Genomic DNA, 26461 nt, shown 5'->3' with positions numbered 1-26461 from the left:
GGAAAGGACCCAACAGACGCAACGGTGACGCGTACCACCGCCGCCGCGCTGCGAGCGTGGGGGGTGACCTCGGGTGGGCGGACACCCCACAGGCTCTCAGTGCGGCGTCGCGCTGGAGGCACGCACGACGATCTCCGGCTGCAGCACCACGCTGCGGTGCTCGTGCGTGCCGTCCTCGTCGTCCGCCTCCTGCAGCAGGAGTTCCGCGGCCATCCGGCCCATCACGGCGGCCGGCCGGCGTACCGAGCTGAGCGGTACGGCAGCGGCGGCGGCGAATTCGATGTCGTCGTAGCCGACGATGGCGATGTCCTGCGGCACCCGGACTCCCGCCGCGTACAGCGACTGCAGCACGCCGAGGGCGAGCAGGTCGTTGGCGCAGAACACCGCGGTCGGCCGCGGCACGAGTCCGAGCAGCCGGGCCCCGGCGTCGCGGCCCGCAGCCACGTCCAGCCGGCCGGCGGGGATCTCGACGAGCGCTTCGGGCCCCAGGCCGGCCCGGTCGAGAGCCGACAGGGCGCCTTCACGGCGGTCCCTGATCTGATGGAGGTCGCCGGGCCCGCTGACGTACGCGACCGAGCGGTGCCCGGCCGAGAGAAGGTGGCCGACGGCAAGGGAACCACCGCGGACGTCGTCGACGGAGACCGCGCAGCGCCCCGGCGAGGACGCCACCCGGTCCACCAGCACGAAGGGGATGCGGTGGCGGCTGAAAGCCTCCAGATTGCGACCGGTCGCGTCGGCCGGGGTGACCAGCACACCGCATACCCGCTGCTCGGCAAAGAGCCCCAGATACTCGGCCTCCTCCGCCGGGCTCTGACCACTGTTGCAGACCATCACCCCGAGGCCCGCCTCACGGGCGGCACGCTCGGCACCGCGGGCCACGTCGACGAAGAACGGGTTGCCCATGTCGAGGACCAGCAGCGCCATGATCCGGCTGCGTCCCGCCCTGAGCTGGCGCGCGGACTCGCTGCGTACGTAACCGAGCTCCTCGATGGCGGCCAGGACCCGGGCGCGGGTCTGTGGCAGCACCGCTTCGGGCCGGTTGATCACATTGGACACGGTGCCCACGGAGACTCCGGCCTGCCGGGCCACATCCTTGATCCCTGCCACACGTGCCACTCAGTCTGCCCCACTGGTGCCGCTGGCCGCACCGTCCGCGACCGTCGCCCATTCGTACGGACGGCGTTGCGAGGCGCTCCGTCGTCCCGGGCCGAACGTCCTCGTGTGCCGGGCCGCGGCGCGGGGCGCCCGCCACGGATCACCCACCGTGGACTGAATTGTTTCAATCCGGTCGGGACGCTAGCTCCATCCCGCTGCACCGTCAAGAAAGAGGCATGAATCGATTCATAGCCGATGGCTGCGACCGTCCGGTTTCAGATTCCGTGCTTCTTCAGGATGGCCTCGATGTCACTGAAGTCATCGCCCGGGGCTTCGGACCGCTGTGCGGACTTCGCCTTCTCCCGCGGCTGGACCGCCAGTGCGCCGGCCCGCAGGGACGGTGCCGACGCCGCGGGCGCGACGGCACCGGACCGCGCCGCCCGAGCGGCGGCCCTGCGTTCCTTGCGGGTGCCGACGCCGCGGCGTTCGACCGCACGCGTGATCATGAAGAGCAGCCAGGCCACCCCGAGCACCCCGAAGCCGAGCCAGACGCTCGGCTTGAAGGCGATATTGGAGACCCACTCGACGACACCGGTCAGCACCAGCCCGATCGGGACCAACGAGTAGGCGGCAATCCGGGTCGCGGTGAGGAAACGCTTCCGGTAGGCGGTCACGGCGGCAATGCCCAAGCCCGCCGCGGACACCGCGGAGCAAATGGTCTCGGCAAGCATCGGGGCCTCCAGGCGCAACGGGGAAACGTCCCTTCCATCCTGCACCGCCCGCCGGCGCGGCGGCCATGATCCCCGACCACATCAGGGACATTTCAGGGCCGGGATCCTCCCCAGGTGCCGATCCGAACGACGCCGAGCCGAACCGGGTCTGCGGTGCGCGGGTCCCGTGCCGGTGCCGATTGAGATGCGCGCGTGGGCCCTGGGAGACTGGTTCCATGAACGAATCCACCCCTGCAGCCCCGGTCGTCCTCGACGTGTGGTGCGAGCTCCAGTGCCCCGACTGCCACCGGGCCCTCACCGATGTGCACGCCCTGCGGGCCCGGTACGGCGACCGGCTCGAGGTGCGCCTGCGGCATTTCCCGCTGGAGAAGCACAAGCACTCGTACGCCGCGGCCCAGGCCGCCGAGGAGGCTGCGGAGCAGGGCAAGGACTGGCCGTACATCGAGGCCGTGCTCGCCAGGACCGAGGAGCTCGGCCGCACCGGTGAGCCGCTTCTGATCGAGGTGGCACGTGAACTCGGCCTGGATGCGGAGGAATTCGACACCGCCCTGATCGACGGCCGGCACATGCTGATCGTCGACGCCGACCAGGCGGAGGGGAAGGCCATCGGCGTGACCGGCACACCCACCTATGTGATCGGCGGCGAGCGGCTGGACGGCGGCAGGAGTCAGGACGGGCTGCGCGAGCGGATCGAGGAGATCGCCGACCGGCTCCTCGCGGAGCAGGGCTGACCGCGACGTACCCGGCCCGTCCCTCCGCCCGTCACAACGGCTTGACGAGGTTGTGCCGAGTCGCTTCGTAGCCGAGCGACTCGTACAGCCGGACCGCAGGGGTGTTGTCCGAGAGGACGTGCAGCCCCATCCGTTCGTCGCCGGCGGCCAGGGCGATGCGTTCGGCCTCCAGCATCAGCGCGCGACCGTACCCCCGGCCGCGGAACTCTTCGAGCACCTCGACGTCGAAGACGTACCCGACCACCATCCCGGGGTGCATTTCGAACCGCGCCACCCAGACGTGCCCCACGGTCCGGCCGTCGCCGTCGACGAGGACATGGATGTACGTGCCCTGCGTGGCGAGACCGTCCGGCAGTTGTGTCCGGTGGGAGGTCTCGGCTCTGCGCAGAGCCTCGTCCGCCGGAACACCGCGCGCGACCAAGGATTCCGCGTAGCCTACGACGGCCGTGCTCTCCCACTCCGCGAACTCGTCCGCGGTCATCGGACGCCCGGTGACCCCGTCCGGCAGGACGGGCGGGGTCACCGGCAGGTCCTTGACCATGTTCCTGCTGCGCTCGGTGTAGCCGAGCGCAGCAGCCAGGCGCAGTCCGGCCGTGTTGCCCGGCTCGACCTCCACGGTCAGCCGGGAACAGCCCCAGCCGCGCAGCACTTCCTCGGCGGCGAGCCCGGCGATGGTGCCGCGGCCGCGCCTGCGGTTCGGTTCGGCGATCCGCAGGCCGCGGATGATCCCTGTCGTCCCTCCGGACCCGGGCTCCGTACCGATCTCGACGGCCCCGACGGGCCGCCCGTTGTCGCACACGTCGTACGCGCGCTTCCTCGCGCCGTCGGCGCCTTGCTGGATCGGCCCGGTCGGCCGGAGGGTCGTGGTCATCACCGGTGTTCTATCCGCTGCGCCGCCACCCGTCACCCGGTTTTGCGGACCTGTTCCGTTCCACGGCCCGGAACGGTGTCCGCGGCTCGGGACCGTTCCACGGCCCGGGCCGGGTCATGGGCCCGGCTCACGGGTCGAGGTCGTTCGCGGCGCGCTCCTCGAAGACCCGCATGGCCTTGGCCGTCACCGGCCCGGGTCCGCCGGGCAGCTCGCGACCGTCGACCCGGTGGACGGCCTGGACGTCCCGGAGGGTGGAGGTCAGGAAGATCTCCTCGGCGTGTTCCAGGACGTCCAGGGGCAGCTCGGTCTCCAGCGCCCCGGACCATTCGACGGCCAGAGCGCGGGTGATCCCGGCGAGGCAGCCGGAGGTGACCGGCGGGGTGTGGAGCTGTCCGTCGAGGACGACGAAGACATTCGACCCGGTGCCTTCGCAGAGCTGTCCGACGGTGTTGGCGAAGAGCGCCTCGGATGCGCCCCGCTCATGGGCGCGGGCGAGGGCGACGACGTTCTCCGCGTACGAGGTGGTCTTGAGCCCGGCCAGTGCGCCGCGTTCGTTGCGGGTCCACGGAACGGTGATCACGGCGGTGGTGTCGGGGCGGCGCTTGACCTCCCCGAGCGCCACGACCAGGCTCGGCCCGTCGTTGCCGCGGTCGGAGCCGAGCGGGGAGAGGCCGCCGGTGTACGTGATGCGGAGCCGGCCGAGTTCCATCGGGTTGGCCTCGATGACGGCGGCGCAGGCCCGGCGCACCTCGTCGAGGTCGGGGTCGGGCAACCCGAGACCGCGGGCCGAGCGGGTCAGCCGGTCGAGGTGCCGGGTGAGGGCGAAGGGGCGGCCCCCGGTGGTCCTGACGGTTTCGAAGATCCCGTCCCCGACGGTCAGTCCGTGGTCGAGCACGGACACCCGGGCGTCGGCGGCGTCACGCAGTTCGCCGTTGACCCACATCCACATCATGCGGTCCTTCCAGTTTCTTGGTGGGCGCCCGACGCTACAGCGAGCAGCCGGGCGGCCTTGAGCTCGGTCTCGTCCCATTCGCGCTCCGGATCGGAGCCCCAGGTGATCCCGGCGCCGGTGCCGAACCTGAGGACCGGGGCCACTCCGGTCCGGTCGATCCAGAAGGTCCGTATACCGACGGCGAGACCGGCGGTGGCCCGGTCGGCGTCGACCCAGCCGATGCCGCCGCAGTACGGACCCCGGGGTGCGGTCTCCAGGGACTCGATGATGCGGAGCGCGCTGGATTTGGGTGCACCGGTGACGGAGCCGGGCGGGAACGCGGCGGCGAGCAGCTCGGGCCAGCCGGCGCCGTCGGCGAGGCGGCCGCGCACGGTGGAGACGAGGTGGACCAGCCCGGGGTGCTTCTCCACCACGCAGAGGTCGGGGACGGTGACCGATCCGGTGGCGCAGACCCGGCCCAGGTCGTTGCGGACCAGGTCGACGATCATCACGTTCTCGGCGTGGTCCTTCTCCAGCAGATCCGCCTCGGTGCGGCCGGTGCCCTTGATCGGTCCGGACTCGACGGTCCGTCCGTCCCGGCTCAGGAAGAGTTCGGGGGATGCCGTGGCGATCTCCACGCCGTGCGCGGGCAGCCGAATCGTTCCTGCGTACGGGGCGGGGTTGCCGCGCGCGAGCAGCGCGGTGAGGGCGTCGACGTCGGCGGCGGCCGGGTCCGGCAGCTCCGCGGTCATCACCCGGCAGAGGTTGGCCTGGTAGACCTCGCCCGCCGCGATGTGCTCGCGGATCCGGCGTACGCCCGCGGTGTACGCGGCACGGTCCAGGGACGAGACCCAGTCGCCGGCCCCGGGACCGCGCCAGGCTCCGGGGACGGGTGCGGGCACCGGTTCGGTCCGTACGGTCCCGAAGCGGGCGCAGACGAGACGGCCCTCAAAATCGGCGCATACCGCCCAGAAGCCGGATGAGTCGAGGGCTGAGGGGTCACTGGTCACGTCCCGCAGATCGGACGCGACGAGGCCGCCGAAGCGGGCCATTGGAGCGAGGTCGAGCACGTGGGTGAGTCTAGGACGGCGCGCGGCGACCTGCGCCGGGGCGAGCGCACCTCAGCACGCTGCACAAACGCGTTTTTGTACTGGCCCAGGAATCCGCTAGAGTTCAACACGTCGCCGGGACACGCAAGTGAAACGGAAACGACAAGCGGACGTGGCTCAGTTGGTAGAGCATCACCTTGCCAAGGTGAGGGTCGCGAGTTCGAATCTCGTCGTCCGCTCGAAGTGGGGGATCTTTTCCCGAACCCCTGCACTCCGGGTGGAGTGGCCGAGAGGCGAGGCAACGGCCTGCAAAGCCGTCTACACGGGTTCAAATCCCGTCTCCACCTCCAAGGACGATTAGCTCAGCGGGAGAGCGCTTCCCTGACACGGAAGAGGTCACTGGTTCAATCCCAGTATCGTCCACTGGTCCGCAAGGATCACCCCGCGCGATTAGCTCAGCGGGAGAGCGCTTCCCTGACACGGAAGAGGTCACTGGTTCAATCCCAGTATCGCGCACGCAGTACACGCAGGGTCACCCTGCGCGATTAGCTCAGCGGGAGAGCGCTTCCCTGACACGGAAGAGGTCACTGGTTCAATCCCAGTATCGCGCACCAGCAAGCCCCGGTCGTCTCGACGACCGGGGCTTTGTCGTGGATGCGGTGCGGGTCAAGTCCGCCCGGGTCAGCCGGTGAAGAGCCGCGTGGTCTTGCGGATCGGTTCGTACCGGCCGCAGGCGAACGGTACGGCGACTCGGAGCCAGACCACGGCGAGACGTTGTCGACGGTATGCATTCCCGCGGGAGGCGCACATCGCGCGCGCCCCGACCGTACAGGGCGCGCACCTGACGCGCCGCGGGCCCGGCCCCCGGGGGGTGGGGCGCCCCGCCGGGGGTCTTGCGGCCGGTCTGGCCGCCCCGGGGCCCCCCCCCCCCCGCCCCCCCCCCCCGCCCCGGGCCCCCCCCCCCCCCCGCGGGGGCCCCGCCCCCCCCCCCCCCCCCCCCGCGGCGTGGTGTCGGCCGGGTCAGGACGAGAAGAGCATGCGGCCGAAGCTCTTGTGCCGGTAGTGACCGCCGTGGTGCTGCGGGGCGCCCCAGACAGGGGCCGGCGCGGCGGGGTAGGCCTGGGGGGCCGGGGGCGCGGGCGGGGCCGGCTGGGTCCACTGCGCCTCGATGCGGGTCAGGGTCTCCAGCTCGCCGTAGTCGAGGAATATCCCCCGGCAGCCGCTGCACTGCTCGATCTGGATGCCATTGCGGTTGTAGGTCTGCATCTGTGCGTGGCACTTGGGACACTGCATGGTCGGCTCAGCTCCTCGCCGTCGGTTCGCCGTCGCCGGAATGCATGCCCGGAGACGATCGGTTCACCCTACGACGAGTGCTCCGTCACCAACTCGACCGGGATGGACGCAATCCGGGCACAGGCATCGATCATCGCCTGTTCCACCTCATCCGGACTTCGCCCCTCCGCCGCGGACTTGGCGAACGCCAGTGCCGCGGCCTGAACCGTCAGGGCGCGGGCCGGGACGTCGAGTTCGGGCCAGGGATCGCCGTCGGCCCGCACGGCGGGCCCGCCCGCTGCCCGGTATGCCTCCAGGAAGCGCAGCCAGACCTCGGGAGGCAGCAGTCCTGCCGCGTACCAGGCGGCGGGGCGGGCGAGGTCCCACGCGGGGTCACCGAGCCCCACGTCGTCGACGTCGATCAGCAGCCAGCGGCCCTGCCCCGCGGGGTGGCGCACGAGCTGGCCGAGGTGGAGATCGCCGTGGCAGATGAAGTGCGAGCGGTGCGGGGGTGCGGGGGCTTCGTCGCGGGCCCAGGCGGGCAGGCGTCGCCATGCTTCGCGTACGGGGGCGATGGCCGGGTCACCCGGCCGGGCGGCGCACATCCGCGCCACGGCGAGGGCGGCTTTTGCGGGTCCGCGCATGGGAGGAAGGGCAGGCGGGGGCGCGGTGCGGTGGAGCCGGGCCAGGAGAACACCGGACTCTTCCCAGGGCGCGGCGTCGGGGTCCGCGGGGTCGACCGGTTCACCGTGGGGCCACAGGGTCACCGGACGGCCGTCGACCACGGGAACAGCAGACTGGGGTACCGGTGGCAGGAGAATGCCGCTGAGGGCGGGGGCCGAGGCCAGGGCCGTACGGGCGGCCAGGGCGGCGGTGTCGGTGTCCGCGGCGTGGGCCTTCGCGACCACGGAGCCGGAGCGGACGACCGTACCGTCGGCGCGGTCCGCGAGCACCGCCGGTGCCGGGCAGGAAGGACAACGGGCCTCGGTGCGCCGGTGCGGGTGGGCCGTGTCATGGGCGAGGGCGCCCAGCGCGCGGACAACTGCGGTGGTCACGGTCTCCCCCCGGTGGCAACAGGTGCGGCCCGGTCGGCCCCGGGCACGCCGACGAGCGTACGCGCTGTCGCGCAAGCCGTGACAGCCGCGTGGCGACGGCGTGGTGCGCCGCCGCTCATTGCCCCGGGACAGCGCGATGTCCGGTCAGCTCCCCAGCTGACCGGACAAACGCTGCCGTCCGCCGCACCCCCGTCCCCACGGGGTTGTTGGCCGGATGTCCCGGTCCGGACCGCTCTTCCGGACCCGGGGCGCCGCTCAGCGCCCCAGCATCACGCCCACGGACGACGCCTGTGTGACCACCGCTTCCCAGCCGCCGAAGACGACTACGAGCAGGGCCGCCAGAGGAAGAACCATGGCCGTCGCCACCAGAGGGTGGCGCCTACCGGACGACGGGCGGCCGCCGAACGCGGCATAAGCCCTGCGTCCCTGCGTGCGGATCATCGTCCGCGTCGCCGTGTCCGCCATGGTTCCTCTCCTGACCTGATTGTTGGAGCGGCGGGCGTTTGACCTCGGGGGACGAGTGCAACGCCCGCCGCTTGAGTTCAACATTAGGGACGCGAGGAGGGTGGGTCGTCATGCCCGCGTACCGAATGCCGGGCCTCCCGGAGGATGAGCCGTGGGTGGTCGGCGTACTCCCCTGGGTGGAGATCCTGCGCTACGCCTTGGGGTCATCCCGGAGGGAACGCTCGGATGCGTCCTGCCTCGGGACCGGTTGTTCGACCAGGGCTAGCACCCTGGTCGCCATGAAGCGGGCGGTACGGACGGCGGTGCCGCTGCGAGTGACTTCACTCACTTCGACCACCCCTCGACGGACAGCTGTCTCCACCCGGCGGCCTGCTCGGGTGGCCACCACCTCGTACGTTCGCGTCGTGTCCCCCGCGTCCACGACTATCTCCACACGATCGCCCTTCACTGATCCAATCCCCCTTCTGCGACGGACCTTTGAGATCTCGCACGGGCCCGGGAGCGTGGATCCGCGGCTCCCTGACCACTTCTCAAGTTTCCCACCCGGCACTGACAATCGATCGGCGGGCGAGGGCGCGGCCTCTGAGCGCGCCGGGCCACGGGTACGTAAGCTGTGCCCCGTCAGGCGGACCAGGCAGCGGGGATGGGCAGACGATGGCGATGATGCGGCTCCGGCGCGAGGACCCGCGTGTCGTCGGCTCGTTCAGGCTGCACCGGCGACTCGGGGCGGGCGGCATGGGTGTCGTCTATCTCGGTTCGGACCGGCGCGGCCAGCGGGTGGCGCTCAAGGTGATCCGCCCGGATCTCGCCGAGGACCAGGAGTTCCGTTCGCGTTTCGCGCGCGAGGTGTCGGCGGCGCGGCGTATCCGCGGCGGCTGTACGGCACGTCTGGTGGCCGCCGATCTGGAGGCGGACCGCCCGTGGTTCGCGACACAGTACGTCCCCGGGCCCTCGCTGCACGACAAGGTGGCCGAGGAAGGTCCACTGTCGGCGGCCGAGGTGGCGTCGATCGGGGCGGCGCTCTCCGAGGGGCTCGTGGCGGTGCACGAGGCGGGTGTCGTCCATCGCGACCTGAAGCCGTCGAACATCCTCCTCTCCCCCAAGGGTCCCCGGATCATCGACTTCGGGATCGCCTGGGCGACCGGGGCCAGCACGCTCACGCATGTCGGCACGGCGGTGGGCTCGCCGGGATTCCTTGCACCCGAGCAGGTGCGGGGCGCGGCGGTGACGCCCGCGACGGACGTCTTCTCGCTCGGTGCCACGCTGGCGTACGCGGCGACGGCCGACTCGCCTTTCGGGCACGGCAGTTCCGAGGTGATGCTCTACCGCGTGGTGCACGAGGAACCGCAGTTGTACGACGTGCATGACGCGCTGGCGCCACTGGTGAGCGCCTGTCTGGCGAAGGATCCGGAGGAGCGGCCGAGCACGCTTCAACTCTCCATGCGGCTCAAGGAGATCGCGGCCCGTGAGGCACAGGGCCTGCACGAGCGCCGGCCGCCCGCCCAGCGCTCGGCGCAGGAGCTGGACCGGCCGACCGGCCGGCTCGACGGCCCGTACACCGAACAGCAGACCCGGCGTGCGGCGGGCCCGCCGCCGCCCCGTCCGCAGAGCCGGCAGGCGCCGGCGTCTTCGCGTGGTTCGTCGTCCCGCACCGGTGGTTCGCGCCCTCAGCAGCAGCCGCGCATGACGACACGCTCCGGCAAGCGCCCGCAGGGCACGAACGGCACGAACGGCCGGCCGGGCACGCGGCCCGGCGCCCGCACGACCTCGACGGGCCGGCGCCCCGCCAATCCGCGACTGCTGCGGCAGCGGCTCGTCGTGTTCGTCGTGGTGACGCTGCTCGTGGCGCTCGGCATCGCGGCGGCGCAGGGCTGCCAGGGGCCGGCCCGTGGACTGGGCGCCCCGGACACCCCTGGGTGGCACGGGCAGCACCAGTCGCTGCGGCCCGACGATCCATGTCAGGGGACGGCGGCCGGTCAGTCGTGCGGGCGGCCCGTCGCCACCGCGTAGAACGCGACTGCGGCGGCCGCGCCCGCGTTCAGCGAGTCGACGCCGTGCGCCATCGGGATCCGTACCCATTCGTCGGCGGCGACCAGGGCCTGCGTGGACAGCCCGTCGCCCTCGGCACCGAGCATCGGCGCCACCTTGTCCCTCCGGTGCGGCGCCGCCTCCGTGATGCTGCCGGCAGCTCTGTGAGCTGCGCGGCTGGACCGTCGCGGAGGAGCGGGTCGACAATTCGATCTCCGCATCGACCGGTACCTCATAGCGGAGCTATGAGGCGCGGGCCGGCCCCGGGGGACCGGCCCGCGCTGTTTCACGGGGACAGGGTCACGGGGTCTTCTTCAGCGTGAAGTTGCCGGTCGTCGTCTCCCCCTTCTTGAGCTTCGCGGTGGTGACCACCGGCTGGTAGCCGTCCTTGGACACGATCACGGTGACCGGGTTGTTGCGGGTGTCGAACCACAGGGCGAAGGTGCCGTCCTTGGCGGTCCGCAGGGTGTAGCTCGTCGTCGAGGCGTTGATCTGGATGGTCGCCCCGGCCAGTGGCGTGGTGCCGCCCTTGCCGTCCTCGCCGAGCACGGTGCCGGCGTATTTGCCCCAGTCCTTCGGCGGGTTGACGTGCATCTTCACGCCGACGTCGGCGACCGAGTACGGGGTGTCGGTCTGGACGGTCAGCGCCGCGGTGTAGTCGCCGGGCTGGGTGACCTCGGGGACCATGGCGTCCAGGCCGACGGTGATCGTGGTGCTCTCCCCGGGCTGGAGTGTCACCTTGTCCTTGCTCGTGGACAGCCAGCTGACGTCCGAGGACTCGCCGCCCTGGTCGTAGCCGGGCAGCACCTCGACGGTGGACACCGGCGGCGTACTGCTGCCACCGGGGTTGCCGCCGACCTTGTAGAAGCCGGAGGCAGCACCCACACGGTAGACGCTGGTGTTGGCGTTGGGCAGGGCGGACCAGCTGCCGGCAGCCGGGTCGAAGGCGAAGCCCTGGTTGGTGATGGCGGAGCTGTTGTTGACGACACCGCTGGAGACCAGCAGCTTGCCGCTGCCCACGCCGTACGCCGAACCCCACAGGTCGGCGGGCATGTCGGCGACGGACGACCAGCTGTCGGCGCCCGGGTCGTAGACGTAGGCGTGCTTGGTCGAGCTGCTGCCGCCGTTGCCACCGGCGCAGTAGAGCTTGCCGCCGATACCGCCACAGGACTGCCAGGCGATCGGCTCCGGGTAGGAGGCGATCTGGGACCAGCTGTCCGACGACGGGTCGTAGACCGTGGCGTCCGTGGTGCCACAGCTGCTGGTGCAGCCGCCGACGACGTACAGCTTGCCGCCGAGCACCGCGCTGCCCGAACCGGCGTACGGCTTGGGCGAGGACGCCTTGGTGGACCAGCTGTTCGACGCCGGGTCGTAGACCTCCAGCTTGGCGTCGGGATCGCCGCTGGCACCCCAGCCGCCGACCACGTACAGCTTGCCGCCGATGAAGCCGTGGGCCGGGTTGCCCTCGCGGGTGTCGGCCGCGGAGGCCAGCTTGGTCCAGGAGGCACTGTCGGGGTCGTAGGCGTACAGCGCGTTGGTGTCCGCGCTGCCTGTGTAGCCGAAGGCGGAGTAGACCTTGCCGTCGTAGACGGCGACCGCGTTGTCCTGCACAGCGGTCGGCAGGTTGGCCACCGGCTGCCAGGCGTCACCCGCCGCGTTGGCCGCCGGAGCCGCATCCGAGGTCTTGCCCTTGCTGAGGGCCAGCGGGGAGTAGTTGCCCTTCACCAGGTTGAGCGGCGCGCCGCCCTTGACCTGCTGGGTGAAACCGCCCGGCTGCTCGCCCAGGGTGAGGCTGGCAGGCGCACCGCCGGTGTTCTTCACCGTCAGGTCCTGGGTGGCCTTCATGCCCCAGTCGACCGTCTTGTCGATCGAGCCAGGGGCGAACGCCAGCTTGCCGGCCTTCAGGCTGAAGTTCGCCTTGTTGGCGCTGTCCGCCGCCACGTCCACCGACTTGTCCAGGTCGGCGTAGTGTGACTTGGAGGCGGTGAAGGTGTGGCTGCCGGTTTTAGTGGTGAACATCCAGTAGAAGCTGCCGCCGAGCGCCGGGTCGTCCGGGGTGGCCGCGGTGATGGCCTTGTCCTGCGAGGCGTCGGTGTTGACGACAGTGGCGCCGACGACGCCGTCGCCGGTGTTGGCGTCCTTCACCGTACCGGCCACCAGACCACCGTTGACGGGCTCGTAGGTCCGCTTGCCCACGAACACGTTGTCGAGCTCCCACCAGTAGCCGTAGCTGCCCCTGAAGTGGAACCGCAGCTGCACGCCGGGCTTCCCGGCGTAGTCGGTCAGCGGAAGCTCGATATGGGCCGGGCCGGTCAGGGTGGTGGTGCGGTTCCAGATGTTGGTCCAGGTCGCACCGCCGTCAGTGCTGACGTCGATGTTGCCGGTCTGGTTGGCGTAGCTCTGGTAGTCGGTGTCGAACTCCAGCTGCGGGCTGTCGTTGCCGGTCAGGTCGAAGACCGGCGTGATCAGCGAGCTGTCCTGCTTTTTGCCGCTGCCGATCTTGTCACTGTCGACCATGGCGAAGGCGCCGGAACCACCGGTCTTGTTACCCCGGTTACCGAAGTCGTTGAAGGCCCAGCCGCCGGTGGTGCCGTCGGCGTTGACCACGCTCCAGCCCTCGGGGGCGCCGGCGGTGGAGTCGAAGGGCTCAGTCGGGCCGGACCGCTTGACCTGGTAACCGGGCGCCGTGGCCGCCTGGGCGTCCACCGGGATCGCGATGTTCACGGTCTGCGCCGCGTCATCCACGGTCACCTGCTCGGTGACCGCCTTGTAGCCGGGGTACACGGAGGTGAAGCGCAGGGTGTAGTCAACGCCCTGCGGCAGGTCGACGCTGTACGCGCCGGTGTACGGGTCGGTGAAGACCGGGGCGCCGGGCACGTCATCGATGGTGATCTTCGTGTAGAGCGGCCAGCCGTGGCCGGATCCGTCGGTCACCTTACCGGTCACGGTCTGCCGGGCCACCGCGTCCAGCGCGAAGTCGGCCGTGACGGTACCACCGTCGACGACGACGCTGTGGGCCTTCTTGGGCGCGTACCCGTAGGCGTACGCGGCCGTGTTGTAGGTGCCAGGCGGCACCGTCAGGGTGTAGTGCCCCTGGGCGTCGGTGGTCGCCCGGAGTGCACCGCGGCCCGAGGACCGCGCAGAGCGGCCCGGGTCAGGGGCCCGCATCAACGTCACAGCTGGTCGGACGTGGGCCGGTCCCGTTCCAGGGCGGTGAGATCCACCAGCGATCCCAGCCGCCGGCGCCCTGCGGGTTCCCAGTCTCGGCGTCCCGCTCGCCGCGCTGGCCAGCGTCGGCATCGCGCTCGGAGCGGTCAACGTTCTTGCGATCGACGCGGCCGAACGGACGCGAACTCGATGCCGCGCCCACCAAGGGCGCGTGGATCGTTCAAAACGCCTGGACCAGGAGCGCTCCTCGCCTCCCCGCCCAGGGGCTTTTCAGGGACTTTCAGCGCTGTCCGAGGGACTTCGGAGGGACTTTTTGCGGCCTAAAGCGGCAATCCGCTGAAAGCGAAGAAAGGGCCTCCGACGCAGGTCGGAGGCCCTTCCGAAGGCAAAACCGCAAGTGGCGGCCGACGAGTCGGGCTGTACGCCGGGTTCAGGCAGTTCGCGGTCGGGTGGCGTAGAAGGCCACGGCCGAGGCGGCTGCCACGTTGAGGGAGTCCACACCGGCGTCCATCGGGATGCGGACGTGCTCGTCGGCTGCGGCAAGGGTCCCGGGGGTGAGGCCGGCGCCTTCCGTGCCGAAGACCAGGGCGAGTTTCTCGTCGTTCCGCGCGGCGAGTTCGTCGAGGGTGATCGCTCGGCCGCTCAAGCAGAGTGCGGCGACCATGAAACCCGCGGAACGCAAGGCCTCGACGTCCTTCGGCCAGGCCCCCAGGCGAGTCCACGGCACCTGGAAGACGGCCCCCATCGAGACCTTCACGGACCTCCGGTACAGAGGATCAGCGCAGCGCGGGGTCAGGAGGACCGCGTCGACGCCCAGGGCCGCGGCGTTCCTGAACGCGGCCCCCAGGTTCGCATGATCGACAATATCCTCGAACACGGCGATGCGCCGAGCTGCACGTTCGTGGAGACCCAAAGGCGACACCGCTCCGATGCCGGTGTGGTCGTTGGCCTCCTCCGTGACGACGACGCGGCGGGGCGCCGTCAGCAACTCCTCGGCCGTCGGCAGCGGCTTGCGCTGCATGGAGGCGAGCGCGCCGCGGTGCACGTGGTAGCCGGTGACGCGTTCGGCGAGCTCCGGGCTGACCGCGTACACCGGGGCCGGAACCTCGTCGATGACGTCGCGCATCACATCGACCCACTTCGCGGAGAGCAGCATCGAGCGCATCTCGTACCCGGCGTGCCGGGCGCGTCTGATCACCTTCTCGCCCTCAGCGATGAAGAGTCCTTCGGCTGGCTCCCGCCTGCGTCGGAGTTCGACGTCGGTCAGGCCCGTGTAGTCACGCAGGCGAGGGTCGTCGGGGTCGTCGACGGTGATGAGATCTGCCACAGGTTGATACTGCCTTGTCCGGTGTGTGGTGCCAACGGCTTGGAAAAGATCCGTTACCGCTGGTTACTCGGCGGGGTGCGGGGCGGAATCCGCACCGACCGCGACGACATCGCCGATGACGATCACGGCCGGGGGCCGCACCTCTTCGGCGACGGCCCGTTCACCGACGGTCGCGAGGGTCGCGTCGACGCGGCGCTGGGATGCCGTGGTGCCCTCCTGGACCAGGGCGACCGGGGTGTCCGGGGACTTGCCGTGGGCGATGAGGGCCTTCGCGATGGCGCCGATCTTGTCGACGGCCATCAGCAGCACGAGGGTTCCGCGCAGTTGCGCGAGCGCCGCCCAGTCGACCAGCGAACGCTCGTCGTCGGGGGCGACATGACCGCTGACAACGGTGAATCCGTGCGCCACCCCGCGGTGGGTGACGGGAATTCCGGCCGCGCCCGGTACGGAGATCGAGCTGGAGATGCCGGGGACGACGGTGCACGGGATGCCCTCGGCGGCAAGCGCCTGCGCCTCCTCCATGCCCCGGCCGAAGACGAACGGGTCGCCGCCCTTGAGTCGGACGACGGCCTTGCCCGCCTTGGCGTGCTCGATGAGCGCCTGGTTGATCGCCTCCTGCGCCATGAAACGGCCGTACGGGATCTTCGCCGCGTCGATCACCTCGACATGCGGCGGCAGTTCGTCGAGCAGGTCGCGCGGGCCGAGCCGGTCGGCGATGACGACATCGGCCTCGGCAAGGAGGCGACGGCCGCGCACGGTGATCAGGTCGGGGTCGCCGGGGCCGCCGCCGACCAGGGAGACACCGGGGACGGGGCGGGTGCGGTGGTGCGGGGCGGCGAGCGTGCCGTCGCGCAGGCTCTCGACGATGGCATCGCGGACGGCGGCGGAGTGACGCGGGTCGCGGCCCTGGGCGTCGGTGGAGAGGACGGCGACGGTCACGCCCTCGCTGCGACCGGTGGCCGGAGTCCAGGCGGTGGCCACGTCGGCGTTGTCGCTGCGCACGCACCAGGTGCGGGTGCGCTCGGCCTCGGCGGACGCGGCGTCATTCGCGGCGTCGTCGTCGGAGGCGACGAGCGCGTACCAGGTGTCGGTCAAGTCCCCGTCCTCGTACCGGCGGCGCTCCCAGCGGATCTCACCGGCGTCGGCCATCGCCTCGACCGACGCAGTCGCGGACGGCGATACGAGGGTGATGTCGGCACCCGCCGCGATGAGCGCGGGGAGGCGGCGCTGCGCGACCTGGCCGCCGCCGACGACGACGACGCGGCGCCCGCTCAGGCGCAGTCCGACGGGGTACGCGGGGTGATCGGCGTGCTCGGCCATGGCGGTGCGGGCTCCTCGTGCAATGCGGGGTGCGGGCCGCTGCGGCGGTGGAGCGGCTGTGACGTGCGGTTTTGTGGGGCGTGGGTCCACGATACGGGGTTCGTCGGGGCGCGGGGCGGGCCGGTGGGGCGGCTGGGGGGCCGCTGCGCGGAGCCGTCCCCTGCCCGCCCCCCTGCCCGCCCCCCTGCCCGAAACCGTGGCTCGGCCCCGGCCGAGCCTCTCGGACGCCGGCGGGGCCGAGCACGGACGAGCGCTACTTCTCGGTGACGCCTGCCGAGTCGAACGTCGCCACCTCGTGCATCGCCCGCGCCGCGCTCTGCACGATCGGGAGCGCCAGCAGCGCGCCCGTTCCCTCGCCGAGGCGGAGGTCGAGGTCGACCAGCGGGCGCAGACCCAGCTTGTTGAGCGCGGCTACATGGCCGGGCTCGGCGCTGCGGTGGCCGGCGATGCATGCGGCGAGGGCCTCGGGGGCGATCGCCCGGGCGACCAGGGCCGCGGCGCCCGCGCTGACGCCGTCCAGGATGACGGGCGTACGGAGCGAGGCGCCGCCGAGCAGGCAGCCTGCCATCGCGGCGTGCTCCAGGCCGCCGACCGCGGCGAGCACACCGATCGGGTCGGCCGGGTCGGGCTGGTGCAGTTCGAGGGCCCGGCGGACCACATCGACCTTGCGGGCGTGCATCTCGTCGTTGATGCCGGTGCCGCGACCGGTCACCTCGGCCGGGTCCATGCCCGTGTACACGCAGATGAGTGCGGCGGACGCGGTGGTGTTGGCGATGCCCATCTCACCGATGAGCAGGCCCTTGTTGCCCGCCGCGACCAGGTCGCGGGCGGTCTCGATGCCGACCTCGATGGCCGAGAGGACCTCCTCGCGGGTGAGGGCGGGGCCGGTGGTGAAGTCGGCCGTGCCGGCGCGCACCTTGCGGGGCAGCAGGCCGGGTGTCGCGGGCAGCTCCGTGGCGACGCCGACGTCGACCACGCACACTTCGGCACCCACCTGGGACGCGAACGCGTTGCAGACCGCGCCGCCGCCGAGGAAGTTGGCGACCATCTGGCCGGTGACCTCCTGCGGCCACGCGGTGACGCCCTGGGCGTGCACCCCGTGGTCCCCGGCGAAGATCGCGACGGCCGCGGGCTCCGGGATGGGCGGCGGGCACATCCGGGAGAGGCCCGAGAGCTGTGCGGAGATGATCTCCAGCATGCCGAGCGCACCGGCCGGCTTGGTCATCCGCTTCTGGCGTTCCCACGCCTCGCCGAGCGCCTTGGCATCCAGCGGGCGGATGTTGGAGATGGTCTCCTGCAGCAGGTCGTGCGGTTCCTCGCCGGGCAGGGCGCGGCGGCCGTACGTCTCCTCGTGGACGACCCAGGACAGCGGGCGGCGCTTGGACCAGCCCGCCTGCATGAGTTCGGGCTCCTCGGGGAACTCGTCGACGTAACCGACACAGAGGTACGCGACGACTTCGAGGTGCTCGGGCAGGCCCAGCGCGCGGACCATTTCCCGCTCGTCGAAGAAGCTGACCCAGCCGACGCCGAGGCCCTCCGCGCGAGCGGCGAGCCACAGGTTCTCGACGGCGAGCGCCGAGGAGTACGGGGCCATCTGCGGCTGGGTGTGCCGGCCGAGTGTGTGGCGGCCGCCGCGGGTGGGATCGGCGGTGACGACGATGTTGACCGGGGTCTCGAGGATCGCCTCGATCTTCAGTTCCTTGAACTGCTTGGCCCGGCCCTTGGGCAGCGACTTGGCGTAGGCGTCACGCTGACGCTGCGCCAGTTCGTGCATGGAGCGGCGGGTCTCCGCCGACCGGATGACGACGAAGTCCCAGGGCTGCGAGTGGCCGACGCTGGGCGCCGTGTGCGCGGCTTCGAGGACGCGGAGCAGGACCTCGTGCGGGATGGGGTCGCTGCGGAAGCCGTTGCGGATGTCGCGGCGTTCGCGCATCACCCGGAGCACGGCTTCGCGCTCGGCCTCGTCGTAGCCGGGGGCGGGTGCGGAGGCGGGAGCCTCGGGCTCTGCCGCGGCGGTGGCCTGGGCCGGTTCGCCGGGCTGCTCGTCCACAACGGACTCCGTGCCGGCCGGCTCCGGGTGCCCGGAGACCTCTGCAGGCTCGGCGGCAACCGCGGGGGCCGTGACGTCCGGGGTCTCGATGACCTCGGGGCCGGTTTCGGGCTCCGGCTCGGGGGCCGCCACCGTCTCGGGCGCCGCCTCGGCCACGAGGACGGGCGCGGGGGCGGGCTCCTCCGGAGCGGTGGCAGGCTCGGGGGCGGCGACGGGCTCTTGAACAGCCACCGGCTCGGCGGCCGCAACCGGCTCCTGAACAGCCACCGGCTCGGCGGCCGCAACCGGCTCCTGAACAGCCACCGGCTCGGCGGCCGCAACCGGCTCCTGAACAGCCACCGGCTCGGCGGCCGCAACCGGCTCCTGAACAGCCACCGGCTCGGCGGTCGGTGCTTCAACCGCCTCCACCGGACGGACGGTCTCGGCCGTCTCGACGACTGGGGCGGGTGCGGGCTCGACGGCGATCGCCACACGCTCGGGCTGGGGTTCGGGCGCGGGCTCGAATGCCACGACCGGCTCCGCGACCGGCGTCGGGGCCAGTTGCGGGGTGGTCGGCACCGACCCCTCCACCGGCACGAACTGGCCTGCGGGCGCCGCTTCCACCGGCGTCTCCACCGGAGCGACGGCCTCCGCGGACGGCTCGGACGGAACCTCGGCCGCAGCCGGCACGGCGACCGGCTCTGCAGCCGGTTCGGCCACCGGGGCGGGCTCGACGAACTCCGGAACGACCGTTTCTGCGACGGGTTCCGCAGCCACGGGCGCCACGACCTGCTCCGGCACATGGGCCGCCCACGGGCTCCCGCCCTGCGGCGGGATCTCGCCGAGCTGCGGGCCCGGCACCACAGCTGCTTCGGTACCCGGCTGGTCGAAGTACTCGGGACCGGTGGTGGGCGGTCCCGCCTGCCGTGCGGGCGCCGGGGTCTGCGGCGCGCCCGCCGGTCCTCGGTCGGCGAGCGAACGGACCACTCCGCCGGTCGGCGTCCCGCCGTACGACGGGGTCGACTCGCCCGAGCCCGGACCGCGGTGCAGCGGTCGGCGTACGGGGCCGGCGGCCTGCGCCACCGCAGCCTGTGCCGCAGCGGGCGCCTGGGCCGGCATGCGTACGCCATTGAGGTCGACGGCACCCGAGTCGCGGCCGCCGGACTCGTGCGTGCCCTGCCCGGTCTCGGTCATCGCTCCGGCCACCGCCTGCTGCACGGCGTACACCGCCGGGTCCGGCGCCTGGACCTGCACGGGTCCCTGGGCCTGTGCGGCCTGCATGGCGGGCCGGCTCTGCGGCTGCGCCTGGTAGGCGGCCTGCTCGGCCACGGGTGCCTGCGCCTGCACGGCTCCGCCGTCCGTCGGCTGACCGGGGAACGGGGCCACCTGCTGGTCGCTCCAGGCGCCCTGCGGGCTCGGCATCAGCAGAAGGTCGTCGTCCTCGGACACATGCTCGGAGGGGTCGAGGAAGGTGTACGCACCCGGGGCGGGGATGCCCGGTTGCTCCACCATGCCTGCGTTCTCCGGCAGTCCCTCGCCCGGGATCTGGCCGGTGTCACTCATGCGTACCCCTCGCCCATCGTCAGTGCTCCTTCGGCCCTTCGCCCGGGACGCCCGAACACGGCACGCCGGTGCTCGTCATGAAGAACGAGCGGGCTCGCCGCGCGGCACGAATCGGACGCGGGCGTACATCATTCTCGCGGCCGTTCGCCGCCGCGACAGGCAGTTCTGCCACGGCTCGCTGTGGGCTGCGCCACGTTGGGCGCCCCCCGGGGTTTGCCGTACCACAACGAGGCCCAAAACGGTCCCCTTTTCCGGACATTGACGAACGAACCGACGAACGTCCAGGTGCGGTGCAACGATCGGCCAGCCTACCTCGCGCAGTTCGCCGACCGGGTCACGGGGCGAGGTCCGATCGCACTGCCGAGAGCAGAAACACAACCGAGCGTTCGCGCTCCACCCATGCGGACGTGTCGAGTTCGACGGACTGGAGAAGTGCGCACTCGACCGTGTAGCCGTTCCCGGTGAGTGCGGCGCCGAGTGCTTCGGCCTCGTCGCGGGTCGAGGCGTGGGTGACGATCCGTTCGGGCCGGCGGTCGGCGACGGCGGTGACGACGGGGACGCCGCCACCTCCGATCCGTACGACATCCGGCTCGGGCAGCCGTTCCAGCACATGGGGTGCGCGGCCCTGGACAACCTGGAGCTGTACACCGAAGGCGTGGGCAGCGGCGGCCGTTCGGGCGCAGGCGTCCGGGTCGCTGTCGACCGCCAGGACCGCCGCACCGAACCGCGCCGCCTCCACGGAGAGGGCGCCGCTGCCGGAGCCGATGTCCCAGACGAGGTCGCCCCCACGCGGGCCGAGGCGGGCGAGTTGGGCGGCGCGCAGCCCCGGGGACTCGCCCTCGGGGTCGGTGGCGCTGTCCGGGTACGCGTCAGAGGGCAGCGCCCAGCCCCGTACGCCGTGGGGGTGGCGGCCGGAGATCCAGCCACCGGTGGTCTGCTGTTCGGGTCCGCTGCCGATGACGATCACCACGTTCGGGTCGCGCCAGACGTGGTCGGCAGCCTTGTCGGAGGTGAGGACGGTGACCTGTTCGCGTGCGGTCCCGAGTTCCTCGCAGATGACGAAGGTGCGGTGGACGCCGTCGAGGAGCAGGGCGAGTTCGGCGGGTCCCGCGCCGGGCGAGGTGAGGACGGCGACCTTGTGGTGGGCGCGGCAGACGTTGACGGCGCGGCGCAGGGTGCGGGGGTGGGCGACGACGATCTGCGCGTCCTCCCAGGGCATTCCGGCGCGGGCGAACGCGGTGGCCACGGCCGACACGGCGGGCACGACTTCGACTTCCAGGCCGTGTTCGGGTGCGCGGAGGTTGCGTACGACCCCGAAGAAGCCGGGGTCGCCGTCGGCGAGGACCACGGCGGTGCCGCGGTGGCCGGCGATCCTGCGGGCGGCCAGGTCGATGGAGCCGAGGCGGATCCGTTCGGCTGTTGCCGGGACTTCGGGGAGAGCGAGGTGGTGGGCGGCGCCCGCGACGAGGGTGGCGGCCGAGAGCGCGGCCGCGGCCACCGCGGTCAGGGGCGAGCCGTCCCAGCCGATCACCGTGACCCGGTCGGCCATCTGTCGTCAGTCTCCTGGAGTCGTCGCAGGTGGGCTGCCCACGAGAGGGCGGGCAGGGTGAGACTATCCGGTCCCGGACCGGTCCGTGCCGGTGCGGTCCCCTGCGTCAGTTCCAGTCGCTGTAGGTGCTGTAGCCACCCGCGTCGGCCAGCTGCTCGGCGACTCCGTCGAGGTCCTCGGGGAGCAGGCCCCAGACGATCAGGTCGGTCCTGATGTCGGTCCAGCCTCCGTCCTCGGTCTGAGTGCGCGCTATCCGGGCGTTGCGCAGCACGCCCTCACTGATGCAGCCGAGCTTCTGCGCGACCTGCTGGGAGGCGGTGTTGTCGGCGGCGGTGCGCAGCTCGATGCGTTCGAAGCCCTGGTCGCGGAAGAGCCACTGAGCGACGGCGAGGACGGACTCGGTGGCGTATCCCTCGCCGCGGGCCCAGGGGGCCGTGATGTATGCGGCCTCGGTGGCGAGGGTGTGCCAGTCGGTGTTGCGCAGCCGGACCGAGCCGACGAGGCGCTGGGTGAGGAATTCGGTGACGGCGAAGACGATGCCGTCGCCGCCCGTTCGCTGTGCAGGAGCGATCCTGCGGACCCAGCGTTCGGCGTCGACCTGGGTGTAGGGGTGGGGTGCCCCGGTCCAGGCGGTGACGAGTTCGTCGTTCATCATCTCGACGTACGCGGGAACGTCGGACATGTCGAAGGGGCGCAGCACCAACCGATCCGTGCTGATGGAGATGGACGGAAAGGTGGAAGTCATGCGCAGCTCCATGCCGAAGACCGTGTAAAGGCACAGCATGCAGCATGGGACGGACCTTGCGCATGGCCGGGTCCGCGCGGCGGAGCCCCGCGCCCCCCGGTGGGGTGCGCGGGGCTCGGCCACGCGGATGCGGTACGGATGTCAGGAGTTGCCGAGGGAACCGAAGGCGGGGATGACCGAGCCCTGGTAGGTGTCCTCGATGAACTTCTTGACCTCGTCGGAGTGGAGAAGCTTCACGAGCTTCTGGACGCGGACGTCCTTCTCGTTGCCCTCCTTCACGGCGAGGATGTTGGCGTACGGGTTGCCGTCCGCCTTCTCCAGCGCGAGGGCGTCCTTGGAGGGCTTGAGCTTGGCCTCGATGGCGTAGTTGCCGTTGATGACGGCGGCGTCGACATCGTTCAGGGCGCGGGGGACGGTTGCGGCCTCCAGCTCCTTGAACTCCAGGCCCTTCTTGTCCGTGATGTCGCTGATCTTGGCGTTGGTGCCGACGCCGTCCTTGATGGTGATCAGGCCGTTCGCAGCGAGGAGCTGAAGGGCGCGACCCTCGTTGGTGGTGTCGTTCGGTACGGCAATGGTCTGGCCGGCCTTGATGTCCTTCAGGTCCTTGACCTTGTTGGAGTAGAGGCCGAGCGGCTCCAGGTGCACATTGGCGACCGCGACGATGTGGGTGTTGTTCTTCTTGTTGAAGTCGTCGAGGTACGGCTGGTGCTGGAAGAAGTTGGCGTCGACCTGGCCGTTCTCGGTGGCGGTGTTCGGCAGGACGTAGTCCGTGAACTCCTTGACCTCGAGCTTGAGGCCCGCCTTGGCCGCCAGGTTCTTCTTGACGAAATTCAGGATGTCGGCGTGCGGCGTCGGGGACGCGGCGACGACGAGCGCCTTGGATGTGTCGGCCTTCGCGCCGGTCTCGCTCTTGGAGGCCGGGTCGGACGACGTGCCGCAGGCGGTGAGGCCGAGGGCGAGGGCGGCGGTGGCGGCGGCAGCTGCGGTGATCTTGATGTTCTTACGCACGAAAAGTGCCTCTTTCTGGGTGAGGGTGGTGCGCCCGGACAAGGAGTTCGGGCTTGTGAGCGGAGAGAAAGTCTCAGGAGGCGGTGCGGCCCCGGCGGGCCAGCAGGCGTACGGCGATGTCGCCGATCAGCTGGACCGCGGTCACGATGACGATGAGCAGCGCGACGGTGATGAGCATGAACCGGTTGTCGAAGCGCTGGAATCCGTAGGTGACGGCCTTGGAGCCGAGCCCTTCGCCACCGACCGCGCCGGCCATCGCGGAGTACCCGATGAGCACGATGACGGTGGTGGTGATCCCGGAGACGAGCGACGGCAGGGCCTGTGGCAGCAGGACCTTGCGGACGATCGTCGGGATGGATCCCCCCATCGACTGGACGGCCTCGACGAGCCCGTGGTCGACCTCGCGGATCGATGTCTCGACGAGCCGGGCGAAGAACGGGATCGCGCCGACGGCGAGCGGCACGATCATCGCGGTCGGGCCGATGAAGGTGCCGACGACCCAGGTGGTGAAGGGGATCAGGGCGATCAGCAGGATGATGAACGGCAGCGAGCGGCCGATGTTCACGATCACGCCGATGACCTTGTTCACCACGGTGTTCTGGAGCAGTCCGCCCTTGTCGGTGAGGACCAGCAGCACGCCGAGGGGCAGTCCGACGAGGACGGTGACGAGCGCGGACCACAGCACCATGTAGAGGGTGTCGACGGTTCCCTGGGACAGCAGCGGCTGCATTTCGGACCAGGTCACTTGGCCACCTCCTTGGCGAGCGGGGTCTGGGTGAGCGGGGCGGGAGTCTGTACGGGGATGTCGGCGGCAGCCGTGTCCACGACCTCGGCCTGCAGTCCCTGCTCGCGCAGGAAGCCGATGGGTACGACGTTCTCCTCGAAACGGCCGGGCAGTTCGATCCGCATCCGGCCGATCTGGTTGCCGCCGACGGTGTCCATCGCGGCGCCCAGGATCGAGATGTCGATGTTGTACGTACGGGAGAGCTGGGAGATCACCGGCTGGGACGCCGCCTCGCCGTGGAAGGTGACGTCGACGACCGTGCGGTCGGGGCCGGAGGCTGTACCCCCGACCGGGAACAGCTCGTGGGCCAGTTCGGAGCCGGGGGTGGCGAGCAGTTCGCCGACGGTGCCGGACTCGACGATGCGTCCCTTCCGCATGAGCGCGGCCGAGTCGCAGATCGTCTTGACGACGTCCATCTCGTGCGTGATCAGCAGGACGGTCAGGCCGAGCTGCTGGTTGAGGTCGCGCAGCAACTGCAGGATGGAGCGGGTCGTCTCGGGGTCGAGGGCGGAGGTCGCCTCGTCGGAGAGCAGCACCTTGGGATCCCCGGCGAGGGCGCGGGCGATGCCGACGCGCTGCTTCTGACCGCCGGAGAGCTGGCCGGGGTACACCTTCGCCTTGTCGGCGAGGCCGACCAGGTCGAGGAGTTCGAGGGCCTTGCGGGCGCGTTCCCGGCCCTGGACGCCGAGGATTTCGAGCGGCAGCTCGATGTTGTCCTGGACGTTGCGCGAGGCCAGCAGGTTGAAGTGCTGGAAGACCATGCCGATGCGGCTGCGCGCCTCGCGCAGCCCCTTGCCGGCCCGGCGGCCCCGGCCCGCGAGGGCGGTGAGGTCCTGGCCGGCCACGGTCACGGTGCCGGAGGTGGGGCGTTCGAGCAGGTTGACGCAGCGGATCAGGGAGGATTTGCCGGCGCCGCTCTGTCCGATGACGCCGTACACCTCGCCCTCGCGGACGTGCAGGTCGACGCCGTCCAGAGCGGTGACCTCACGGCCGTGCGACTGGTAGACCTTCGTGAGGCCCGTAGTGGTGATCACAGGGTTTCCGTCACTGTCGAGTGCACGGCGCGGTGTCCGCCGGGCACGGGGCGTTCGTCTGATGAGACGGTTCGGACTCGGATGTTCGGGCCCGTGGGTCTCGGCAGGGCTGCGGACGGCGGGTGACCGGGGGGCAGCGCATGCGGGGGCAGGCTCGTTCCGCAGGGTGCGGACGGCAGGGGCTCGGTCTCGCTTCGGGGCGCGAGGCTCAGGCGGGGGCCCTCAGAAGGCGCGCATTCGACACATACGACGAGCACCGGGCGTGGTGATCGCCTCGGTCGCAAGGATGCGGCTGCTCGTCGTGGTCATGGGGCAAGTAAAACAGACGTCAGGTTCCACCGAGCCCGGGTGTCCGAATAGCGGACACGTCCGGTCAGTCCGTGGACCGCCACACCGGACGGCCGCGCTCCCGGTGACACCGCCCGTGACCTGCGACGATACGGCGAGCGGGCGAGGGGAAGCCATCGTCGAGCGGTCCGCACCTGTCGTGCGTTGTGGCCAAGGCCACGGTCTTGATCGCTGCCGTCGGAAGCAGCGCCCGGGCGCGGATCTGCACGCGCATCCACACCGGGCCGGCCCGGGCGCGGGGGCGCACGCGGGACGTCGTCCGGTCCGTAATACCCTCGCCTCATGCTTGTCGCCCTGACGGTCGCGGTCGCCGTGGCCGCGCTCGCCCTCGCCGCCTGGTGCGGTTTCGCCGCCTACCGGGACCAGCCGACCAAGGACTGGCACTTCATCGGAATGGCCGTGGTGTCGCTGCTGGCGCTGGCCCAGTTGGTGGCGGGCATCGTGCTACTGGCCCGGGGCGAGCGGCCGGAGCAGGGCATGACGATCTTCATCTGTTATCTGATCGGCGCCTTCGCGGCCGTGCCCGCAGCGGGTTTCCTGTCGCTGGCCGAGCGGACCCGGTGGGGTTCGGTGACGGTGGCCGCGGGCGCGGTCGTACTGGCCGTCCTGCAAGTACGGCTCTACGACATCTGGGGAAGCTGACGTGACCGACACCGATCGCCGCGCCGCTGGCGAGAAGACCGGCTTCCAGCTGGGCACCGGACCGGGCCGCGTACTGGTCTGGTTCTACGGGGTGTTCACCGTGGCCGCCGCCTCCCGTGCGATCGTCCAGATGATCCTGGACTTCGGCAGGGCGCCGCTCGCCTATGTGCTGTCGGCCGTCGCCGCGCTGGTGTACGGCTTCATCACGTACTCGCTGGTGCGCGGCGGCGAGAAGGCGCGCCGGACGGCACTGGTGTGCTGCGCCGCCGAGCTCGCGGGCGTACTGATCGTCGGTACGTGGACGCTGGTCGAGCCGTCCGCCTTCGCTGACGCCACCGTCTGGTCGTACCTCGGCAGGGACTACCTGTTCATCCCGGTGATCCTGCCGGTCACCGGGATGATCTGGCTGCGTCGCGCGAAGAACACGTAACGCCCCGCCCGGCAGGCTTTGCCCCGTCGCGCCGCCCAGCACGCCCGCTCGCCCGAAAGCCCTGGTAGCTCCTTCCACAGGCTCTCAGCTCCGTTCGAGCAGCGGAGACCCCGCCCCAGGACGTCCGGCCACCTTGCAGTCACACGCACCGGACGACGCTCCTCATGGGGCACACACTGCCGGTCACGGCACTAGGGCGTGTTTCGAAAGTAGCGTCGTCCGCCCGTAGGGCGGGCCTGGCGGCGTCTGGTGCGTGCGATCGCAAGGCGGAGGGTCGCCCCGATAC

Annotated in this window: 22 protein-coding genes, 5 tRNA genes and 1 pseudogene; 9 read left to right on the top strand and 19 right to left on the bottom strand. The window is 71.2% G+C overall.

The features are described from left to right. Positions 1–96 precede the first annotated feature (96 nt). Both ACIBB8_RS28030 and ACIBB8_RS28025 read right to left on the bottom strand, forming a co-directional pair. Positions 97–1116 carry a LacI family DNA-binding transcriptional regulator gene (locus tag ACIBB8_RS28030; RefSeq protein WP_398956698.1) on the bottom strand — a complete coding sequence of 340 codons (1020 nt, stop codon included), beginning with the start codon at positions 1114–1116 and terminating at the stop codon, positions 97–99. A gap of 254 nt (positions 1117–1370) precedes the next feature. Then, complete coding sequence (locus ACIBB8_RS28025) at positions 1371–1826, bottom strand: hypothetical protein (RefSeq protein WP_398956696.1); 456 nt, start codon at positions 1824–1826, stop codon at positions 1371–1373. Positions 1827–2041: 215 nt separating this feature from the next. On the opposite strand from ACIBB8_RS28025, the gene ACIBB8_RS28020 reads away from it, so the two are divergent. Further along, positions 2042–2557 carry a DsbA family protein gene (locus ACIBB8_RS28020; RefSeq protein WP_398956694.1) on the top strand — a complete coding sequence of 172 codons (516 nt, stop codon included), beginning with the start codon at positions 2042–2044 and terminating at the stop codon, positions 2555–2557. A gap of 31 nt (positions 2558–2588) precedes the next feature. On the opposite strand, the gene ACIBB8_RS28015 is transcribed toward ACIBB8_RS28020, so the two are convergent. The 3 genes from ACIBB8_RS28015 to ACIBB8_RS28005 all read right to left on the bottom strand — a co-directional run bounded on the left by ACIBB8_RS28015 (position 2589) and on the right by ACIBB8_RS28005 (position 5411). Continuing rightward, on the bottom strand, positions 2589–3428 hold the full coding sequence (locus ACIBB8_RS28015; protein ID WP_398956692.1) for a GNAT family N-acetyltransferase: 840 nt from the start codon (positions 3426–3428) through the stop codon (positions 2589–2591). A gap of 127 nt (positions 3429–3555) precedes the next feature. Beyond that, entirely contained in the window at positions 3556–4377 is an 822-nt protein-coding gene (locus ACIBB8_RS28010) for an aminotransferase class IV (RefSeq protein WP_398956755.1), read from the bottom strand. Then, the gene (locus ACIBB8_RS28005; protein WP_398956753.1) at positions 4377–5411 is read right to left on the bottom strand and encodes a chorismate-binding protein; all 1035 of its coding nucleotides are present in this window, start codon (positions 5409–5411) and stop codon (positions 4377–4379) included. The genes ACIBB8_RS28010 and ACIBB8_RS28005 overlap by 1 nt, the downstream gene beginning before the upstream one ends. 163 nt (positions 5412–5574) lie before the next feature. Between ACIBB8_RS28005 and ACIBB8_RS28000 the strand changes: the two genes are divergently transcribed. The 5 genes from ACIBB8_RS28000 to ACIBB8_RS27980 all read left to right on the top strand — a co-directional run bounded on the left by ACIBB8_RS28000 (position 5575) and on the right by ACIBB8_RS27980 (position 6022). Then, positions 5575–5647, top strand: a tRNA-Gly gene (locus ACIBB8_RS28000). A gap of 37 nt (positions 5648–5684) precedes the next feature. Next, positions 5685–5758 (top strand) — tRNA-Cys (locus ACIBB8_RS27995). 1 nt (position 5759) lies between these two features. Next, positions 5760–5831 (top strand) — tRNA-Val (locus ACIBB8_RS27990). Positions 5832–5852: 21 nt separating this feature from the next. Further along, positions 5853–5924, top strand: a tRNA-Val gene (locus tag ACIBB8_RS27985). A 23-nt stretch (positions 5925–5947) separates the two neighbouring features. Next, positions 5948–6022, top strand: a tRNA-Val gene (locus ACIBB8_RS27980). 406 nt (positions 6023–6428) lie between these two features. Here ACIBB8_RS27980 and ACIBB8_RS27975 read toward each other — a convergent pair. The 4 genes from ACIBB8_RS27975 to ACIBB8_RS27960 all read right to left on the bottom strand — a co-directional run bounded on the left by ACIBB8_RS27975 (position 6429) and on the right by ACIBB8_RS27960 (position 8648). Further along, a complete protein-coding gene (locus tag ACIBB8_RS27975) occupies positions 6429–6701 on the bottom strand; it encodes a zf-TFIIB domain-containing protein (RefSeq protein WP_366132937.1) in 273 nt (90 codons plus the stop codon). 68 nt (positions 6702–6769) lie between these two features. Further along, on the bottom strand, positions 6770–7735 hold the full coding sequence (locus tag ACIBB8_RS27970) for a phosphotransferase family protein (RefSeq protein WP_398956690.1): 966 nt from the start codon (positions 7733–7735) through the stop codon (positions 6770–6772). 255 nt (positions 7736–7990) lie between these two features. Beyond that, positions 7991–8200: a hypothetical protein gene (locus ACIBB8_RS27965; RefSeq protein WP_398956688.1), complete on the bottom strand. Its 210-nt coding sequence runs from the start codon at positions 8198–8200 to the stop codon at positions 7991–7993. Between the two features lie 190 nt (positions 8201–8390). Continuing rightward, complete coding sequence (locus tag ACIBB8_RS27960) at positions 8391–8648, bottom strand: hypothetical protein (RefSeq protein WP_398956686.1); 258 nt, start codon at positions 8646–8648, stop codon at positions 8391–8393. A 206-nt stretch (positions 8649–8854) separates the two neighbouring features. On the opposite strand from ACIBB8_RS27960, the gene ACIBB8_RS27955 reads away from it, so the two are divergent. Next, positions 8855–10210 (top strand): serine/threonine-protein kinase, encoded by a 1356-nt coding sequence (locus ACIBB8_RS27955; protein ID WP_398956683.1) that lies wholly within the window; start codon positions 8855–8857, stop codon positions 10208–10210. Here the strand turns inward: ACIBB8_RS27955 and ACIBB8_RS27950 are convergent. The 10 genes and pseudogenes from ACIBB8_RS27950 to ACIBB8_RS27905 all read right to left on the bottom strand — a co-directional run. Next, positions 10177–10386: pseudogene (locus ACIBB8_RS27950) on the bottom strand (TrmH family RNA methyltransferase); the annotation flags it as partial. The gene ACIBB8_RS27955 and the pseudogene ACIBB8_RS27950 sit on opposite strands and share 34 nt — an antisense overlap. Before the next feature lie 142 nt (positions 10387–10528). After that, positions 10529–13396, bottom strand: a complete 2868-nt coding sequence (locus ACIBB8_RS27945) for a carboxypeptidase regulatory-like domain-containing protein (protein WP_398956681.1) — start codon at positions 13394–13396, stop codon at positions 10529–10531. A 430-nt stretch (positions 13397–13826) separates the two neighbouring features. After that, a complete protein-coding gene (locus tag ACIBB8_RS27940) occupies positions 13827–14723 on the bottom strand; it encodes a TrmH family RNA methyltransferase (RefSeq protein ID WP_398956679.1) in 897 nt (298 codons plus the stop codon). A 63-nt stretch (positions 14724–14786) separates the two neighbouring features. Beyond that, a complete protein-coding gene (cobA, locus tag ACIBB8_RS27935) occupies positions 14787–16043 on the bottom strand; it encodes a uroporphyrinogen-III C-methyltransferase (protein ID WP_398956677.1) in 1257 nt (418 codons plus the stop codon). A gap of 253 nt (positions 16044–16296) precedes the next feature. Next, positions 16297–19635: a nicotinate-nucleotide--dimethylbenzimidazole phosphoribosyltransferase gene (gene cobT, locus ACIBB8_RS27930; RefSeq protein ID WP_398956675.1), complete on the bottom strand. Its 3339-nt coding sequence runs from the start codon at positions 19633–19635 to the stop codon at positions 16297–16299. Between the two features lie 334 nt (positions 19636–19969). After that, entirely contained in the window at positions 19970–21184 is a 1215-nt protein-coding gene (cbiE, locus tag ACIBB8_RS27925) for a precorrin-6y C5,15-methyltransferase (decarboxylating) subunit CbiE (protein ID WP_398956673.1), read from the bottom strand. 106 nt (positions 21185–21290) lie between these two features. Next, complete coding sequence (locus ACIBB8_RS27920; RefSeq protein ID WP_398956671.1) at positions 21291–21968, bottom strand: GNAT family N-acetyltransferase; 678 nt, start codon at positions 21966–21968, stop codon at positions 21291–21293. A gap of 102 nt (positions 21969–22070) precedes the next feature. Next, the gene (locus ACIBB8_RS27915) at positions 22071–22937 is read right to left on the bottom strand and encodes a MetQ/NlpA family ABC transporter substrate-binding protein (RefSeq protein ID WP_398956669.1); all 867 of its coding nucleotides are present in this window, start codon (positions 22935–22937) and stop codon (positions 22071–22073) included. A 73-nt stretch (positions 22938–23010) separates the two neighbouring features. Continuing rightward, a complete protein-coding gene (locus ACIBB8_RS27910; protein WP_398956667.1) occupies positions 23011–23682 on the bottom strand; it encodes a methionine ABC transporter permease in 672 nt (223 codons plus the stop codon). Then, entirely contained in the window at positions 23679–24755 is a 1077-nt protein-coding gene (locus ACIBB8_RS27905) for a methionine ABC transporter ATP-binding protein (protein WP_398956665.1), read from the bottom strand. The genes ACIBB8_RS27910 and ACIBB8_RS27905 overlap by 4 nt, the downstream gene beginning before the upstream one ends. Positions 24756–25385: 630 nt before the next feature. Between ACIBB8_RS27905 and ACIBB8_RS27900 the strand changes: the two genes are divergently transcribed. Together ACIBB8_RS27900 and ACIBB8_RS27895 are read left to right on the top strand one after the other, a co-directional pair. After that, on the top strand, positions 25386–25745 hold the full coding sequence (locus ACIBB8_RS27900) for a hypothetical protein (RefSeq protein ID WP_358862080.1): 360 nt from the start codon (positions 25386–25388) through the stop codon (positions 25743–25745). A gap of 1 nt (position 25746) precedes the next feature. Next, entirely contained in the window at positions 25747–26175 is a 429-nt protein-coding gene (locus tag ACIBB8_RS27895) for a hypothetical protein (protein ID WP_398956663.1), read from the top strand. Positions 26176–26461: the final 286 nt, after the last annotated feature.

Source organism: Streptomyces sp. NPDC051286 (assembly GCF_044455345.1).
Classification (GTDB): Bacteria; Actinomycetota; Actinomycetes; order Streptomycetales; family Streptomycetaceae; genus Streptomyces.
Note: the sequence above shows the minus strand (reverse complement) of the source record. Positions and strands in the feature narration are given on the sequence as shown.